Origin of the sequence: Agrobacterium bohemicum (genome assembly GCF_001562555.1) — a bacterium.
Lineage (GTDB): Bacteria > Pseudomonadota > Alphaproteobacteria > Rhizobiales > Rhizobiaceae > Agrobacterium > Agrobacterium bohemicum.
In genome coordinates, this window is the sequence record NZ_KQ961027.1 from 152839 (window position 1) to 169520 (window position 16682).

The 16682-nt window shown below is 56.7% G+C and carries 13 protein-coding genes; 10 read left to right on the forward strand and 3 right to left on the reverse strand.

What is annotated here, in order from left to right; genetic code table 11:
* Genes kdpC through ATO67_RS09980 form a run of 3 tightly spaced genes read left to right on the forward strand, consistent with a single transcriptional unit; the run spans nucleotide 1 to nucleotide 3967 of the window.
* Nucleotides 1–570 (forward strand): potassium-transporting ATPase subunit KdpC, encoded by a 570-nt coding sequence (gene kdpC / locus ATO67_RS09970; protein WP_067647787.1) that lies wholly within the window; start codon nucleotides 1–3, stop codon nucleotides 568–570.
* Nucleotides 571–575: 5 nt separating this feature from the next.
* On the forward strand, nucleotides 576–3269 hold the full coding sequence (locus ATO67_RS09975) for a sensor histidine kinase (RefSeq protein ID WP_067647790.1): 2694 nt from the start codon (nucleotides 576–578) through the stop codon (nucleotides 3267–3269).
* Nucleotides 3266–3967, forward strand: coding sequence for a response regulator (locus tag ATO67_RS09980; protein ID WP_067647793.1), 702 nt, complete (start codon nucleotides 3266–3268; stop codon nucleotides 3965–3967). Before ATO67_RS09975 ends, ATO67_RS09980 begins: the two co-directional genes overlap by 4 nt.
* 34 nt (nucleotides 3968–4001) lie before the next feature.
* Here ATO67_RS09980 and ATO67_RS09985 read toward each other — a convergent pair whose 3' ends face one another.
* A complete protein-coding gene (locus ATO67_RS09985; protein ID WP_067647796.1) occupies nucleotides 4002–6059 on the reverse strand; it encodes a hybrid sensor histidine kinase/response regulator in 2058 nt (685 codons plus the stop codon).
* Nucleotides 6052–7554 (reverse strand): ATPase domain-containing protein, encoded by a 1503-nt coding sequence (locus ATO67_RS09990; protein ID WP_067647799.1) that lies wholly within the window; start codon nucleotides 7552–7554, stop codon nucleotides 6052–6054. Before ATO67_RS09990 ends, ATO67_RS09985 begins: the two co-directional genes overlap by 8 nt.
* A gap of 215 nt (nucleotides 7555–7769) precedes the next feature.
* Here ATO67_RS09990 and ATO67_RS09995 point away from each other — a divergent pair, with 215 nt between their 5' ends.
* Both ATO67_RS09995 and ATO67_RS10000 read left to right on the forward strand, forming a co-directional pair.
* Entirely contained in the window at nucleotides 7770–8600 is an 831-nt protein-coding gene (locus ATO67_RS09995) for an NADPH-dependent oxidoreductase (protein ID WP_106404931.1), read from the forward strand.
* Nucleotides 8601–8854: 254 nt separating this feature from the next.
* A complete protein-coding gene (locus ATO67_RS10000) occupies nucleotides 8855–9481 on the forward strand; it encodes an outer membrane protein (protein WP_067647805.1) in 627 nt (208 codons plus the stop codon).
* A gap of 197 nt (nucleotides 9482–9678) precedes the next feature.
* Here ATO67_RS10000 and ATO67_RS10005 read toward each other — a convergent pair whose 3' ends face one another.
* Nucleotides 9679–10731: a LacI family DNA-binding transcriptional regulator gene (locus ATO67_RS10005; protein WP_067647809.1), complete on the reverse strand. Its 1053-nt coding sequence runs from the start codon at nucleotides 10729–10731 to the stop codon at nucleotides 9679–9681.
* Between the two features lie 278 nt (nucleotides 10732–11009).
* Between ATO67_RS10005 and ATO67_RS10010 the strand changes: the two genes are divergently transcribed.
* The 5 genes from ATO67_RS10010 (at nucleotide 11010) to ATO67_RS10030 (ending at nucleotide 16640) form a co-directional block, all read left to right on the forward strand.
* Nucleotides 11010–12056: an ABC transporter substrate-binding protein gene (locus tag ATO67_RS10010; RefSeq protein ID WP_067647812.1), complete on the forward strand. Its 1047-nt coding sequence runs from the start codon at nucleotides 11010–11012 to the stop codon at nucleotides 12054–12056.
* 76 nt (nucleotides 12057–12132) lie between these two features.
* A complete protein-coding gene (locus ATO67_RS10015; RefSeq protein WP_067647814.1) occupies nucleotides 12133–12951 on the forward strand; it encodes an ATP-binding cassette domain-containing protein in 819 nt (272 codons plus the stop codon).
* Nucleotides 12948–14210, forward strand: coding sequence for a sugar ABC transporter permease (locus ATO67_RS10020; protein ID WP_067647818.1), 1263 nt, complete (start codon nucleotides 12948–12950; stop codon nucleotides 14208–14210). The genes ATO67_RS10015 and ATO67_RS10020 overlap by 4 nt, the downstream gene beginning before the upstream one ends.
* Before the next feature lie 21 nt (nucleotides 14211–14231).
* Complete coding sequence (locus ATO67_RS10025; RefSeq protein ID WP_067647822.1) at nucleotides 14232–14960, forward strand: SDR family oxidoreductase; 729 nt, start codon at nucleotides 14232–14234, stop codon at nucleotides 14958–14960.
* Nucleotides 14961–15011: 51 nt separating this feature from the next.
* The gene (locus tag ATO67_RS10030; protein ID WP_067647825.1) at nucleotides 15012–16640 is read left to right on the forward strand and encodes an FGGY-family carbohydrate kinase; all 1629 of its coding nucleotides are present in this window, start codon (nucleotides 15012–15014) and stop codon (nucleotides 16638–16640) included.
* Nucleotides 16641–16682: the final 42 nt, after the last annotated feature.

Genomic DNA, 16682 nt, shown 5'->3' on the forward strand with positions numbered 1-16682 from the left:
ATGCTCAAACTTCTTAGACCCGCTTTTGTCACTCTCGTTCTTCTAACGCTCGTCACGGGCGTTATCTATCCGCTCGCGGTCACCGGCATTGCCCAGGCGGTCATGCCGCAGCAGGCCAATGGCAGCGTCATCCGTCGCGGTGATACCGTTGTCGGCTCTGACCTGATCGGCCAGAATTTTACCTCCGAGCGCTATTTCTGGCCGCGCCCTTCGGCAACCTCGCCTGATCCGTATAATGCTGCTGCTTCCTCCGGCTCCAATTTGGGCACAACATCCTCCAAGCTGAAGGACCGTGTGGCGGCTGATATCGAGCGGCTTAAAGCGGCGGGCGTGACGGGCGCTGTTCCGGCTGATGCCGTCACCACATCCGGCTCCGGTCTGGACCCGCATATATCTCCGGATTTCGCGCAGGCGCAGGTCAACCGCGTGGCTGTCGCCCGGCAGTTGTCAGTGCCGCAAGTGCAGGATCTGCTTCTCAAACACACCGAGAATGCCGCCCTTGGAATTGTCGGTGAACCGCGTGTGAATGTGCTAGAGCTGAACCTTGCGCTGGATGCGCTCAAGAGCTGATACGAATGGCGACAAACGAACCTTACGAGACGAACCGTCCCGATCCCGATGCATTGCTTGCCCTGGCGGAGAAAGACCGCCGGGGCAAGCTGACAATTTTTTTGGGCGCCGCCCCCGGGGTCGGCAAAACCTATGCAATGCTGAACCGCGCCCAGCGATTGCGTGCGGACGGCACCGAGATCGTCGTCGGGCTTGCCGAAACCCATGGCCGCACGGAAACCTCCGCCCTTCTGGAAGGGTTGGAAATCTTGCCACGCCTGTCGGTTTCCTACCACGGCAAGGAATTGCAGGAGTTCGATCTCGATGGCGCGCTGGCCCGAAAGCCCCGCATCATCATTGTTGATGAACTGGCCCATTCCAACCCGGAAGGCTTCCGGCATCCCAAGCGTTATCAGGATATCGGCGAACTCATCAATGCCGGCATCGACGTGTGGACGGCGCTGAACATCCAGCATCTGGAAAGCCTGTCCGACCTTGTCGCCCAGATCACCGGCGTCAATGTGCGCGAAAGAGTTCCCGATACGGTACTGAAAAAGGCGGACGAAGTCTTGCTGGTCGATCTGCCGCCCGCAGAGCTGATCACACGCTTGCAGGATGGCAAGGTCTACCTGCCTGCCAGTGCGAGACGCGCCGCTGACCGGTTTTTCCGGCTTGGAAACCTCACTGCCCTTAGAGAACTGGCGCTTCGCCGGACGGCTGACCGGGTGGACGATCAGATGATCGATTACCTGCGCCAAAACGCCATCGAAGGCCCGTGGGCCACAGCCGAGCGTCTTTTGGTCTGCATCGGCCCTGACGCCTTGTCGGAGAAGGTGGTTCGTGTTGCCAGCCGTCTTGCGTCGGGTCTCAACGCCCCGTGGCTGGTCGTCAACATTTCCCATTCCGACCGCGAAACCATGGACGACGAGGATTTGCGGCGCATCGATGATACGTTCCGGCTTGCCGAAAAGCTGGGTGCAGAAACACGGCGCGTCACCGGTAGCGATTTCGTGACCGAAATCATGAAGCTTGCCAAGCGTGAGCACGTCACGCAGATCGTTATTGGATCGCATTGCCGGAGATGGTTGCGCAATCCGCTGCGCACCAGCCTGGCCGATGCGTTGACGCAGGAAACGAGCGGCATCGGTCTTCACCTCGTTACCGCCGACGAAAATACGCCGCATCGCATCAGGCCGAAACCGGTCTGGCCGCGTTTGCCCACACTTGCCAAACCCTTCGGTATCGCCTTTTTATGCGTGCTGCCGGCAGCATTGATCGGCGCGCTGATCGACCGCATCGTCTACTTGCCGAACATCTCGCTGTTGTTTCTGATCGCCGTTCTCGGTGCCGCCACCTATGCCGGTTTTGCGGCCGCTCTCATGGCGGCGCTCTTGTCGGCGCTTGCCTATAATTTCTTCTTCATCCCGCCGCTCTACACCTTCACCATCGCCTCACCGCATGAGGTCTTCGCCCTCTTCACCTTTGTGGTGGCGGCGGTTCTTGCTGGTAGTCTTGGTTCGCGCATTCGCGAACAGGCGAAAACGGCACGGTCGCGTGCCGCCGCCATGCAGGCGCTCTATGATTTCGCCCGCAAACTGTCGGGGACTGCCGATGTCGATGAGGTCCTCTGGGCCTCCGTCAGCCAGCTGCATGCGGGCATCAACCGCAATATCGTACTTCTCCGCCCCAATGGCGACGCGCTGGAAACCGCCGCCGCCTGGCCGCCTGACACCGAGCTTGGCATTGCCGAAATCGCCGCCGCCCGCTGGGCCAATACACGCAAAGAACCGGCGGGCGCTGGTACCGGCACGCTGCCCAATTGCCGCTTCCAGTTCCGGCCACTCACCAGCCCGCACGGCGTTGTCGGTGTCTGCGGTTACGAGGTTGGCAGCGAGCCGCTCGATTCCAACGCCGAACGCATGTTTTCCGCCATCATCGACCAGACGGCAACGGCCATCGACCGCGCGCGCCTGTCATCGGAAAGCGCCAAACAGGCCGTGCGTCTGGAAAGCGAACGTTACCGCGAAGCCCTTCTATCCTCCATTTCCCATGATCTGCGCACACCGCTCGCTACCATCACCGGTGCCGTCACCAGCCTGCGCGAGCTTGGCGAACGCATGTCGCCGGAAAGCCGCGACGACCTCCTGCAATCCATCGAAGAGGAGGGGGCGAGGCTGAGTCGTTTCGTCGCCAACCTCCTTGATATGACACGGATTTCCACCGGAACCCTGCAAGCCAAACGCGAATGGGTGGATGTCAGCGATGTCGTGCGCTCCGCAGCCGAGCGCGCCCGCAAGTATTTTCCCGCGCAAACCTTCGAGACCGGGATCGCGACGGATTTGCCTCTGCTGCGCGGAGACAGCGTGCTTCTGGAGCAGGTCTTGTTCAACCTTCTGGATAATGCCGCGAAATATGGTGGTGGAGAGCCCGTCAACATCTATGCTCGCAGGGATGGAAAAGAGCTGGTGCTATCCGTCACCGATCTGGGCAAAGGCATCCCCACCGTCGATCTCGACCGAATCTTCGAGAAATTCTACCGCCGCTCCAAGACCGATGGCCGCTCGCCTGGCACGGGGCTGGGCCTGTCGATTGCCCGTGGTTTCGTGGAGGCGCTTGGCGGGCGCATCCATGCCGAAAGCCCGGCGGTCAGAAAGAGAGGCACTCGTATTGTCATGCGTTTCCCGGTAGAGGAGAAAGACCAGACTTTGGGATCACCATGACACTAGCGCGTATTCTCGTCGTCGATGACGAACCACAGATCCGGCGTTTTCTTCGCCCGGCACTTGTTGCTGCGGGCTATGATGTCATCGAGGCTGAAAATGGTGCGGATGCGCTGAAAGCGGTGGCGACTGCTGCACCCGATGCCGTCATTCTCGACCTCGGCCTGCCGGACATGGACGGCAAGGATGTCATAACAAGCCTTCGTGGCTGGTCTACCATTCCCATCATCATTCTGTCTGCGCGTGATCGCGAAGTGGAGAAAATTGCAGCTCTTGATCTCGGTGCCGACGACTACATCGAAAAACCCTTCGGCATCGGCGAGCTCACCGCCCGTATCAGAACCGCCATGCGCCACCGGGCAAATGCCAGCAAGCCTCCTTCCTCAGTAAATGCCGACGGATTAATCATCGATGTCGTTCAGCGCATCGTTTCCCGCGACGGAAAATCCATTCGTCTGACGCCGAAGGAATATGATCTGCTGACACTTCTCGCTTACCATGCCGGTCGCGTCGTTACCCATAGAACTCTTTTGACATCCGTATGGGGTCCAGCTCATGAAGAGGACCTGCATTACTTACGCGTCTTCATCGGCCAGCTTCGTCAGAAGATCGAGCGCGACCCGACGCAGCCCAGGATCGTCCAGACCGAACCGGGTGTGGGATATCGGCTAGTTAGCGATGAAAGCACTGGATTTTGAATCCGTGGCCTTCTGTGGCGAAAGCTGCGTCCTTTTAGCCCACGCTTGCTGCAAGGACCTTTGATATTTCAGTTGCAAGCTGATCCTGGGAATAAGGTTTACCAAGTCGGGTAATGTCCAGTTCCATTCCGTCCGGCAGGTCCGCATAACCTGTCGCAATCAGAATGGGTAGATTTGGAACCAGTTCACGCGCTTTGCGCGACAGCTCGGCTCCGTTCATTCCAGGCATGGAAAAATCGGTCACGAGCAAATCGAACGGCGCTTCATTTGCCAGTATCTCAAGCGCCTGACGACCAGAGTTTGCCTCGACCACCTCGTGTCCAAGGTCTTCAAGCATATCGACGGAGCTCATGGCGATCAAAGCGTCATCATCGACCATAAGGATTCTAAGATGCCGGTTTTCAGCGCGTGTTGAGTCAACGGTACCAGGCATGGCCTGCTGCTGTCCGGCAGTGTCCTCCTCGCTAACGGGAATCCAAAGCTCTGCTGACGTTCCTTTGCCGAGCGTGCTTCTAAGAATGAGCGCACCCTTCAACTGCAAGGCGAGCCCATGGATCATCGATAATCCCAGACCTGTTCCCTTGCCCAGTTCTTTTGTCGAAAAGAACGGATCGATTGCCTTCTTGAGCGTTTCTGTGTCCATGCCAGTGCCTGTATCGGTCACTGACAGTACGACATAGTCGCCTGCCGCCAGTTCAGGCGTGGAACGTGCCAGATTGTCGTCACGCAGTCCGATGGTGATCGTCCCACCGTCTTTCATTGCGTCGCGCGCATTCACGACGAGATTTAGGAGTGCCAGCTCGATCTGATTTGCGTCTCCAGACGCAAACGGCAGACCAGTCGCGATCTCGCGCTCCAGCGTGATGCCGGATCCGGCAGACCGTTTCAGGAGATCATCCATATCGTCTACAAGCCTGAGCATATCAATCGGCTTGACTTGAAGGTCTTGGCGGCGGGCAAATGCAAGAAGTCGTTGGGTGAGCGAGGCACCCCGTTTGGCGCCTTTCATTGCGCCATCTATGAGGCGCACGGCTTTCTCGTCGCCGGGCAGATGTTTTGCCAGTAATTCTAGATTGCCCATAACGGCCATCAGCAGATTGTTGAAATCGTGCGCGACGCCGCCGGTAAGCTGACCGATTGCTTCCATTTTCAGAGCTTGACGAAGCTGTTCCTCCGTCTTTTGTCTATGCTCGACCTCTGCCATCACCTTGTTATGCGCCTGAAGAAGCTCGGCTGTCCGTTCGGCGACGCGCAGTTCCAATGTTTCGTTGAGAAGCCGCTGCTTTTCCGTGGCTTCCTTTCGCTCGGTGATATCGGCGGACACGCCAACCATTTTCACGGCGATGCCCCTTCTGTCTCGGTAAAGCTGGGCCTTGATTTCCACCCAATGCAATGACCCATCAGGCCAGACTACCCTGTATTCGATGGAGTATTCTTTTCCATTTTCCATCGTATCCTGTACCGCAGCCTGCATTCGCTCGCGATCATCTGGATGGACGCTGGCAAGAAGATCGTCATAGTCAAAACGTGCGCCGGGTGGATGCCCGAAGATGGATTTGCATGTATCTGACGTGACCAGCATCTTGGAAGCCAGCTCAAGTTCCAGGGATCCCAGGCGGCCAGCACTCAGCGCTGTCTGGAGCCACCGTTCGCTATCTGCGAGCGCTCCGATCTGCACTCTGGCGTCGAATTGACGTAACCTGTTTCGATATGCTGTTCGCGATACGCTGATAAAGGTTGTCGCATGAAATGGGCGCTCGATGAAGCTGACATTCCCCAAAATTTCCGACAGTCTCAAAGCTGCTGGGTTTCGCTCAGGCCCGCCACCACGATGAGTCAGGACGATGAATGGAAGATCAGACCACGCTAGCTGGGTGCCGATCCACTCAGATAGGGCGCGCAAGTCCGCGGAGCGCAATGTTTCCTCTGTAACGACCACGAATGCAACATCATCGTCAAGCGCCAACACCATGGAGGAAACGGTATCCACGGATTTGGATTTGATGCCAGCTTCTGCGAGCAGGGAAGCAGCAATCTGTGCATCTCTACCGATTGGAGCATAGACGAGGGCGGGATGTTCGAGATCAAAAATTTTCCAAACTCCCGTTGGTCAACGGCAATAGTATCTTTTCAGACGTCAGCACCGGCACGCCGCTCAACACACCCTGGAACGTGGAAACCGGCTCTCCCAGTGTCAAACCCATTTCGCTAATCTTGTATTCGCGTATCGTGTCTTCATGCATGCCGGTGCGCTTCTTAATGACGGAAACGGCTCGCCTTACACGACCAATAGCCTCGAAATAACGAAGCAAAATAACGGTGTCTGCCAGATAGGTTACATCGACCGGCGATTTCATGTCGCCGACAAGTCCGTGTTGCGCCACCGTCAGAAACGTATTGGCTCCCTGTCTGTTCAGGAATTGAAGCAGTTCGTGCATGTGAAGGATCAGCGCGTTCTCTTCCGGCATGGCCGCCTGATAACCGTTGATACTGTCGATAAGCACTGTCTTGGCATCGTAATCTGTGACGCAAGTTCTGACGCGCTGCGCAAATTCTCCAGGTGAGAGTTCCGCAGCGTCAAGCTGCTCGATATGCAGCGTGCCGTCATCCCGCATTTTTTCGAGATCGATACCCATATGCCGCATGCGCTCGAAGAGAAGCTCCAGCTCTTCGTCAAATATGAATACCGCAGCTTTTTCCCCGCGTTTGACCGCAGCATCCACGAACTGAAGTCCGAAAGTGGATTTTCCGGTTCCCGCCGGACCGATAAGCAGTGTGCTGGAGCCGCGACTGACACCTCCGCCAAGCAAGCCGTCAAGCTGGTCAACTCCGCTGCTCAAAATGTCTCGAGAAAACGACGTTTTGTGTTCAATGGCCCTGAGACGGGGAAATACTGTCACACCACCGGTGCGAATGACGAAATCATGATATCCACCCCGGTACGACTGACCGCGATATTTCAAAATTCTGACACGGCGGCGTTCAGGACCATAATTGGGTGACAATTCTTCGAGGTGAACAACCCCATGTACGACGCTGTGAACGGTTTTATCCAACACATCGGCCGTGAGATCATCCAGAAGCAGAACCGTTGCGCCGGACTTCGAGAAGTAGTGCTTCATGGCCAATATCTGTCGGCGATATCGCAGGGAACTCTGCGCGAGCAAGCGGATTTCGGACAGGCTGTCGATAACGACCCTATCGGGCTTTACGCGTTCAAATTCGCCGAAAATGAGTTTCGTCGTTTCGCCAAGCTCCAGATCGGAAGAGTAGAGAAGACTTTGCTGCTGGTCGGCATCAAGCAGATTTTCCGGCGGTACAAGTTCGAATATCTCGATGTTCTCGTGTAGCTTCATATTGTGAGAAGCGGCACTGTCGCGCAATTCGTCTTCAGATTCCGACAGGCTTATATACAGGCACCGCTCGCCTCTTACCGCGCCTTCTATCAAAAACTGCAGAGATATTGTCGTTTTACCGGTGCCGGGGGATCCCTCAAGCAAAAACACATGACGCCGGGACAGTCCTCCAGATAAAATATCATCAAGACCCTCGACGCCCGTAGTTGCTTTATTATCCATATCTCGCATGGTTATTCCCGATTTGTCGTTTTTAACAATGACTTTATCATCCGCAATGACGAACGAAAGTTTTATATTATCGACCTACAAAATGCTCTCCGAGGGCTTTCTGTTCCAATCGGGGTCGGCCAACATAAAGAACTTCTGCGTTTTTTAGGATGGGTCCTTGTCGAGAAGACAGGGTTCTGCGAGAGCGATGAAAGATCAAAAGAAGGAGTTTTTCAGTGACGTTGAATGAAGCCGAGACGCAGCAACTGCGCCTTGAGGCACGCTATGGTACCGCCAGCGATTTTTCGCCGCCATTCTGGAACAGCACGATTGATTCTCTGCTAAACCATCGTTCCATCCGGTCATATTTGCCAAAGCCATTGCCGCAGGGCACCCTGGAGCTTTTGGTGGCGGCAGCGCAGTCGGCACCGACCTCCTCCGGTCTTCAGGCGTGGAGCGTCGTTGCCGTTCAGGACCCGCAACGCAAGGCCCGGCTTGCAAGCTATACGGGCGGGAATGCACATATTCTTGCAGCACCTCTCTTCCTTGTCTGGCTCATCGATCTGACGCGGCTGAGAGCGGTGGCTCGTCAGCATGGCAACGAGGGTGAAGGTCTCGACTATCTGGAGAGTTTCCTCATCGGCACGATCGATGCCGCTCTAGCTGCACAAAATGCGGTAGCAGCAATCGATTCCCTTGGCCTTGGCTCCTGTTACATCGGTGGCATTCGCAACCAGCCGCAAAACGTAGCGCGTGAGCTTCAATTGCCGCCGGAAACAGTCGCGGTGTTCGGTCTCACGGTTGGCTATCCAGATCCGAATGTGATCACCGATGTCAAACCGCGCCTGCCACAATCGTCTGTTCTTTTCCATGAGACATTTTCGGGGTCGGCGGCAGAAGACCTCAGCGCTTACGATGACATCATGAAGGCGTTTCAAACAAAGCAGTCGCTTCCGAAAGTGGGTTGGACTTCATCTGTCGCAAAGCGAGTCGAAAATGCCGATGCTTTGAGTGGACGGGCGCAATTATCGGGAATCTTGCGCGAGTTTGGTTTCCCGTTGAAGTGAGAAACTGGAAAGATTTTGAACCTCGCAAGGTGTGCTGTTAACCGATTTTTAGCGGTAAGATGTTGGGGCTTTCGGGAGTTAACCCTTTGTTAGCTATGCTATTAAAGTTTTAGTCAAATTCTAATGGAATTGAGGAACGAGCCTTACCTTTGTGCCATTTGTAGCCAAGATCGCAGCCAGCAGCGCAATCGCAGATGCGTTTTGGATATTCAATGGCCCGTTCGGCCACCTCGAGTCTATGTGGAGTAAAAACTATGTCGAAGACCCTGAAATCAGTTGGGATTGTAGCAATCGTTTCTCTGGCGGCGTTTCCTGTTCTGTCGGCCGACCTTTCAAACTATGAAGCCCCTCCCGCCTACACCGAAGCACCAAAGTCTTCTTGGACAGGTGCTTACGTAGGTGGCCATATCGGCGCGGCTATGCCAAGCGCCAATCCATTCAAGGGCGGCAAGGGCCTGGCGCTCGGCGTACAGGGTGGCTACGATTACGACCTCGGCTCGGCCGTCGTGGGCGGTGAAGTCGAGGCGACGCATCTTGGCGATGCCAAGCAGAAGGTGCCGAATGGCAACCTGCGTGAGCGCTGGCGCGCAGCCGCGAAAGTTAGAGCTGGCGTCAAGATGGACGATACGCTTCTATACGGTACAGCCGGTTTGACTGTAACAAGTCTGCGCGATGGCAATAACGTAACCGGTCCCGATGGCATGAAGGAAGGCTATCTGCTCGGTGCAGGTGCCGAACACCGCTTCACACCACAGATTTCTGCAAAGGTCGAATACAACTACGTCGCAACGGATGACGTTCGCACCTTCTCCAACGGCGTAGCATCGCACACAGACCTGAGCGACCATGTCGTCAAAGGCGGTGTCAACTATCGCTTCTAATATCACGACAGGCGGCGGATTTGAGAATTCGCCGCCTTCTACTTTCAATACCCGGTTGCGCCCGGTGACTGATGGGGACCGCGCCCCAGCTCCGTATCGCCCTGCTCAAACTATGCGTCACATCCGACAGTACTGCTCGCCTTGAAAGCTTCATGTAAGCGGTCAATGAAAAACTGTTTCGTTGATGAACGCTTCGATTATATCGGCTTCGGCATTTCTTTGACATCCGAGACTCCAGCCCCGATAAATATCGGTGGAATTTCTACAAGCAAGCCAGTTGTCTTGCCCTCATCTATGATGTTGAACACGGCATCCAGCATGCCTTGCACATCTTGTCGAACCATCTCGATTTCGTCCCCCAGCAATGCCGCGAAGGGGTCCCAGTCGAAGCAGCCAATGACCGGAGTGCGGTTTTGGTAGTACCCGGATCGCTTGATCCAGCGCATTACGCCTTCCAGTGAGATGGTTGAGTTCACGAACATTCCGATAGGCAGCGGATCACCAGAGGCTGCAAGTGCTTGAAGGGAACTCTCGGCCTTTTCCGGGGCGTAGCCGGAGGCGAGAATATGCGTGTCGTCGACGGCGATGCCGATATCGTGGTGAGCCGCGCGAAAACCCCGTACACGCTCAGCTGTGTTGTGGTCACTGCCGCGACCACCGATGAAGAGGAGGGGTCGGGATGAGCCCAGCTTGCGTTTGCTGTTGGCCAGAATGCGCCGGGTCAGTTCGTATGCTCCGCCGAAATTGTCGGAAATGATCGATGGTGCCTTGCTGCCTGGCAGGTCGAGATTGACACTCCGCGCGCCTGCCTGACTGCAAAGATCGCTGATGCGATCCGGGTCAGTCGCTCCAGTCGAGACCAGCCATTCGACCTGATATGACAAAAGTGTTTGGGCCGCTTCGATCTCGAGCGCAGGATCGCGACGTGTGCAGGTGATGATTGGAAACAGGCCTCGCTCTCGCGCCATCGTCTCAAAAGTTTCGACGATAGACCCGAAATATCGATTGTCGTATTTCGGTACGATCATGCCGATGATCTTCGACTTCTCCCGACGCAGCAGGCTGGCCTGCATATTCACCGCATAGCCCTGTTCCTTGGCGAGCCGGGTGATCTTTTCGGCCAGATTGCTGCTGATTCGGCGTTTTTTCCAGGTTCCGTTGAGCACAGCACTGACTGCGCTGGCCGACGTCTGCGCGAGTGCGGCCAGATCGTAGATGGTTGTCTTCTTCGTCGGTCTTTCCTGATTCACGCATTCCTCCACTTCCAAACATAGACTTGACATCAATTCATCAAAGGAGCAATCTGCTTCATCGATTGAGCAAAGTTGCGCAATCGATGTTAGTGGTTGGCTGTGGAGGGTCGGCCGGGAGGCATCCGAGCTACATTCCAAATGACTGTCGCGCCGGAGATATGCTCCGAGAGCGATTGTTCGACAGTCTCTGCCTCTTGCGGCAGAGACGGAAGAGGTTTGGAGTGAAACCGGAACGTGTCTCTCGGTACAAATTTTGAGTTCAAAAGGAGGAGACTATGAGACTTCGTTCAATGATTGTGGCGTCGGTTGCTGCTGGTGCAATGTTTGCAGGCTCGGCCTACGCCCAGGAAGCGGCTACGGTTGCGTTCCTAATGCCCGATCAGGCGTCTACGCGCTATGAGAACCACGACTATCCAGGCTTCAAGGCCGAAATGTCAAAGCTCTGCGCTAAGTGCACGCTGATCTACCAGAATGCCAATGGTGATGCGGCGCTTCAGCAGCAGCAGTTCAATTCCGTGATCGCTCAGGGCGCCAAGGTGATCGTACTTGATCCTGTTGATTCCGCAGCCGCAGCCGCCCTCGTCGAAATTGCCCAGTCCCAGGAGGTCAAGGTGATCGCCTACGACCGTCCGATCCCTGCAAAGCCGGCGGATTATTATGTCTCGTTCGACAATCAGGGGATTGGTGAGGCGATTGCCAAGTCTCTGGTTGCCCATCTGAAGGCAAGTGGAGTTCCTGCTGGTGCGGGCGTTCTACAGATCAACGGTTCGCCCACCGATGCGGCTGCCGGCCTGATCCGCGATGGCGTGCATCTAGGCCTGAAGGATTCGGGCTACAAGACGCTTGCTGAATATGACACGCCGGAATGGGCTCCGCCCAAGGCGCAGGAATGGGCTGCTGGCCAGATCACCCGCTTCGGTGCCGACATCAAGGGCGTCGTTGCCGCCAATGACGGCACGGGTGGTGGTGCGATTGCCGCTTTCAAGGCCGCTGGTGTCAATCCGGTCCCGCCTGTGACCGGAAATGACGCGACCATCGCGGCCTTGCAGCTTGTCATTTCTGGCGACCAATACAATACGATTTCCAAGCCTTCGGAAATCGTTGCCGCTGCGGCTGCCAAGGTGGCGGTCCAGTTTCTGAAAGGCGAGAAGCCAGAAGCCAAGACCTCTCTATACGACACGCCGTCTGAGCTCTTCATTCCTGCCGTTGTCACGGCGGAAAACATCAAGGCGGAAATCTTCGATAAGAAGATTCAGACCGTCCAGGAGGTTTGCACCGGCGAATACGCTGCTGGCTGCAAGAAGCTCGGCATCACTCAGTAAACAGTCTTTAAATTTGCCCGATCGGATATCCTTGTCCGGTCGGTCATATCCGCGAACCAAAAAAGAGCCTGATCCCATGGTGCAAACAGACACAATCGTCCCGGAAAAGGGAAGCATACTTCTCAGACTCAGCAAAATTTCAAAAAAATTTGGTGCGGTGTCGGCTCTGACCGATATCAATCTGGAAGTGCGGGCTGGAGAGGTCGTTGCACTTGTGGGCGATAATGGCGCGGGCAAATCTACCCTGGTCAAGGTGCTGGCTGGCGTTCACCAGCCGACGTCTGGCACAATCGAATTCTGTGGTCAGGACGTATCGCTCGATAGCCCGAGCCGTGCATTGGAACTCGGCATCGCCACAGTCTTTCAGGATTTGGCGCTCTGCGAAAATCTCGATGTCGTTGCCAATCTTTTCCTCGGTCACGAAATGTCGCCGTGGAACTTAGACGAAGTCGCCATGGAAGTTCGTGCCTGGACGCTTCTGAAGGAACTGGCCGCGCGTATTCCCTCGGTGCGCGAACCGATTGCCTCACTCTCGGGTGGTCAGCGTCAGACGGTTGCGATTGCGCGCTCCCTACTGCTCGACCCGAAAATCATCATGCTGGACGAGCCGACAGCCGCCCTTGGTGTTGCCCAGACCGCCGAGGTGCTGAACCTGATCGAGCGTGTGCGTGATCGCGGCTTGGGTGTCATCATCATCAGTCACAACATGGAAGACGTCCGCGCTGTCGCCGACCGCATCGTCGTGCTGCGACTTGGGCGCAACAACGGCGTTTTCGAACCGGATGCCTCCAATCAGGAGCTTGTCGCATCTATCACCGGAGCGACCGAAAACTCGGTCTCACGCCGCAATGAGCGCAAAGCCGGGCACACGGAAACGACCGGGAGCACCCTATGAGCCAGAACATTTCCAATGATAAGCCCAACGAGGTATCGGCCCTCGACCGCAGTGATAGCCGCGTCCAGCATGACGACGGGATAGCCGGAATGGTTCGCGGTTTCTTCAGTCGCGTCCGCTCTGGCGACCTCGGCATGCTGCCGGTGGCAATCGGCTTGATTGTCATCTCGACAGTGTTCAGTATTCTCAATCCGGTCTTCCTGGCTCCGAACAACTTGGTCAACCTGCTGTTCGATTGCGCCACTGTCGGCATCATTTCTCTTGGCATCGTCTGCGTGCTGTTGCTCGGAGAGATCGACCTGTCCGTCGGCTCGATGAGCGGCCTTTCGTCCGCCATTATCGGCGTGCTCTGGGTGAACACTGGTTTGCCAGTCCCCGTCGCGATTTTCGCAGCTCTGGTGTTCGGTGCGCTGGTCGGCGCGCTCTACTCCGTGATGTATAATCGTTTGGGTATGCCGAGTTTCGTGGCGACGCTTGCAGGACTGCTCGCCTTGCTTGGCCTTCAACTTTACATACTCGGTCCGACGGGCAGCATCAATCTGCCCTATGCCTCGCCGTTGGTTCGCTTCGGTCAAATCCTGGTCATGCCGGACTGGTTGTCATATGCTCTGGCTTTCATGCCAGGCCTTGTTTTGGTCGTCACGGGCTACCTTGTTCGTCAGCGTCGTCTGTCCGTCAATTTGTCCGCACAACCTCTCAGTAGTCTGGTCATCAAGGCGGTCGTACTGACTGTGATTTTTGAATTCGCCGTTTACTACCTGAACCTCGGTCGCGGTGTGCCGTACATGTTCGGCCTATTCGTCGCCTTGGCCGTCATTCTTAACTATGCACTGACCAAGACCCAATGGGGCCGGTCGATGTTTGCCGTCGGCGGCAACAGAGAAGCGGCCCGCCGCTCCGGTATCAATGTCCGCCGTATCTATATGAGCGCCTTCATGCTGTGTTCGACACTGGGTGCGCTGGGTGGCGTGCTGTCAGCGTCGCGTCTGGCTTCGTCCAGCCAGCAGGCCGGTACGGGTGACGTCAATCTAAATGCAATCGCGGCAGCCGTGATCGGCGGCACCAGCCTTTTCGGCGGGCGTGGCAGCGCTTATTCGGCACTGCTGGGTATCATCGTCATTCAGGCCATTTCCAATGGTCTGACCTTGCTCAACCTCAACTCATCGCTGCGCTACATGATAACCGGGGCAGTCCTCGCAATCGCCGTCATTGTCGATTCGCTGGCGCGTCGGTCCCGTGTCAGCCATGGCCGCGCCTAATACCATACTGGAGAAACTCTGATGACTGAACTTATGAAAGGCAAGGTTGCGGCTATAACGGGCGCTGCATCGGGCATCGGCCTGGAATGCGCCCGCACCCTGCTGGCCGAAGGCGCAACCGTCGTGTTGATCGACCGCGCCAAAGACAAATTAGAGGCTCTGTGTGCCGAACTCGGGGACAAAGCCAAGCCATTAGTGGTCGACCTGCTGAACGGACCAGAAGTTTCGGCCATGCTGCCGCGCATCTTGGAAATTGCGGGCGGTCTGGATATTTTTCATGCTAATGCCGGAGCCTATGTTGGCGGACCAGTGGCTGAGGGCGATCCAGATGCGTGGGACCGGATGCTGAACCTCAACATCAATGCGGCCTTCCGTTCGGTTCATGCAGTGCTTCCATACATGATTGCCCAGAAGTCGGGCGACATCCTGTTCACCAGTTCGATCGCCGGTGTCGTGCCCGTTGTTTGGGAGCCGATCTATACGGCATCGAAGTTCGCGGTTCAGGCTTTCGTGCATTCCACCCGTCGCCAAGTGGCCCCGCACGGCGTGCGTGTCGGCGCGGTGCTGCCCGGTCCAGTGGTTACGGCCTTGATCGACGACTGGCCGAAGGCCAAGCTGGAGGATGCGCTTGCCAATGGCAGCCTGATGCAGCCAAAGGAAGTGGCAGACGCCGTTCTGTTCATGTTGTCGCGACCGCGCAACATAACCATCCGTGATCTCGTCATCCTGCCGAACAGCGTCGATCTCTGATCGGCGCCAACGGCCATCTTTCGATCCCAAGACTTTTAAGAGCCAAGCACAATGAACAATACAGCGAACACCACCGTGTCGGGCTACCTGATCGGCATTGATGTCGGCACTGGAAGCGCGCGAGCTGGCCTTTTCGATCTGGATGGCCACATGCTGGCATCGGCCAAGCAGGATATTTCGCTGTTTCGCGATGCCGGTGCGATCGTTGAACAGTCGAGTACCGAAATATGGGATGCCGTCTGCGCTGTGGTGCGGGAGGTGGTCAGTGCGAGTGGCGTCGATCCGGCTGCGATCATCGGTATGGGTTTCGATGCGACTTGCTCACTCGTGGTATTGGGTGAGGGTGGGCGTCCTTTGGCCGTGGGACCATCGGAGGACGAGAACCGCGACATCATCGTCTGGATGGATCACCGCGCCGTTGGCCAGGCTGAGCGGATCAATGCTCTCGGACATGACGTGCTGCGTTATGTTGGAGGCCGGATCTCGCCGGAGATGGAGACACCAAAGCTTCTATGGCTGAAGGAAAATCGCCCGAAAACCTTTGATGCAGCATGGCAGTTCTTCGATCTCGCCGACTTCCTGACCTGGAAAGCCACCGGTGACATGGCCCGGTCGACCTGCACCGTCACCTGCAAGTGGACCTATCTGGCGCATGAAAAGAGGTGGGACCCAAGCTATTTCGACAAGATCGGCCTTGGAACACTGGCCAGCGAAAACTTTGCCCGGATCGGCACCACCATTGTTGAGCCGGGAACGCCGCTTGGGCAAGGTCTGACGCAGGACGCGGCAAAGGCCATGGGGCTGTTGCCGGGTACGGCCGTTGCTGCCGGAATGATCGATGCCCATGCTGGCGGGATCGGAACTGCGGGTGTCGGCGGCAGTCCGGAGAACAATCTTGCCTATGTCTTCGGAACGTCTTCCTGCACCATGACTTCGACTGCCGAGCCGGTCTTCGTACCGGGCGTATGGGGTCCGTACTACTCTGCGATGGTGCCTGGCATGTGGCTCAACGAAGGCGGCCAGAGCGCCGCAGGCGCGGCAATCGACCAGTTACTTTCGTTTCATCCCGCCGCCGCAGATGCTCAGGTGAAGGCGTCTGCGCACGGGGTGCCATTACCGGTGCTTATTGCCGATGCGGCTGCGCCAAGTGCGGGCAGCGCGTCCGAAGTCGTTCGCCTTGCATTGGGTCTACACGTCGTTCCCGAATTTCTCGGTAACCGCGCGCCCTTTGCCGATCCGCACGCGCGTGCGGTCATCACCGGCCTCGGCATGGACCGTGACCTCGACAGCCTCGTGGCACTCTATGTCGCCGGACTTTGTGGCATTGGATATGGCCTACGGCAAATCATCGAGGCCCAGGCAAAAGCCGGAGCAAATGTCGAGCGCGTTGTCATTAGTGGCGGCGCCGGTCAGCATGATCTCGTCCGTCAGGTTCTCGCTGATGCCTGCGGTAAACCGGTTGTTGCCACGGTGTCGGAGGAGCCAGTGCTGCTCGGCTCGGCCATCCTCGGCGCTGTCGCCAGCGGTGCCTTTGCTGATGCACGTACAGCGATGACAAATCTCTGCCGTGTCGCGCGCACCTACATCCCCGTCGAAGGGGAACTGGCGGACATTCATGCCAAGCGGTACGCTACATTTACCGCGTTTCAGGACCTGGCCCGAGCGTCCCGGGAGTCTTGATATTGTAGGAACACGCGGTCACGATGGGCTGGTCTGGTGAAA

Coding starts and splice junctions, on each gene's coding strand:
- kdpC (WP_067647787.1), top strand. CDS start 1: ATGCTCAAACTTCTTAGACCCGCTTTTGTCACTCTCGTTCTTCTAACG.
- ATO67_RS09975 (WP_067647790.1), top strand. CDS start 576: ATGGCGACAAACGAACCTTACGAGACGAACCGTCCCGATCCCGATGCA.
- ATO67_RS09980 (WP_067647793.1), top strand. CDS start 3,266: ATGACACTAGCGCGTATTCTCGTCGTCGATGACGAACCACAGATCCGG.
- ATO67_RS09990 (WP_067647799.1), bottom strand. CDS start 7,554: ATGCGAGATATGGATAATAAAGCAACTACGGGCGTCGAGGGTCTTGAT.
- ATO67_RS10000 (WP_067647805.1), top strand. CDS start 8,855: ATGTCGAAGACCCTGAAATCAGTTGGGATTGTAGCAATCGTTTCTCTG.
- ATO67_RS10010 (WP_067647812.1), top strand. CDS start 11,010: ATGAGACTTCGTTCAATGATTGTGGCGTCGGTTGCTGCTGGTGCAATG.
- ATO67_RS10015 (WP_067647814.1), top strand. CDS start 12,133: ATGGTGCAAACAGACACAATCGTCCCGGAAAAGGGAAGCATACTTCTC.
- ATO67_RS10020 (WP_067647818.1), top strand. CDS start 12,948: ATGAGCCAGAACATTTCCAATGATAAGCCCAACGAGGTATCGGCCCTC.
- ATO67_RS10025 (WP_067647822.1), top strand. CDS start 14,232: ATGACTGAACTTATGAAAGGCAAGGTTGCGGCTATAACGGGCGCTGCA.
- ATO67_RS10030 (WP_067647825.1), top strand. CDS start 15,012: ATGAACAATACAGCGAACACCACCGTGTCGGGCTACCTGATCGGCATT.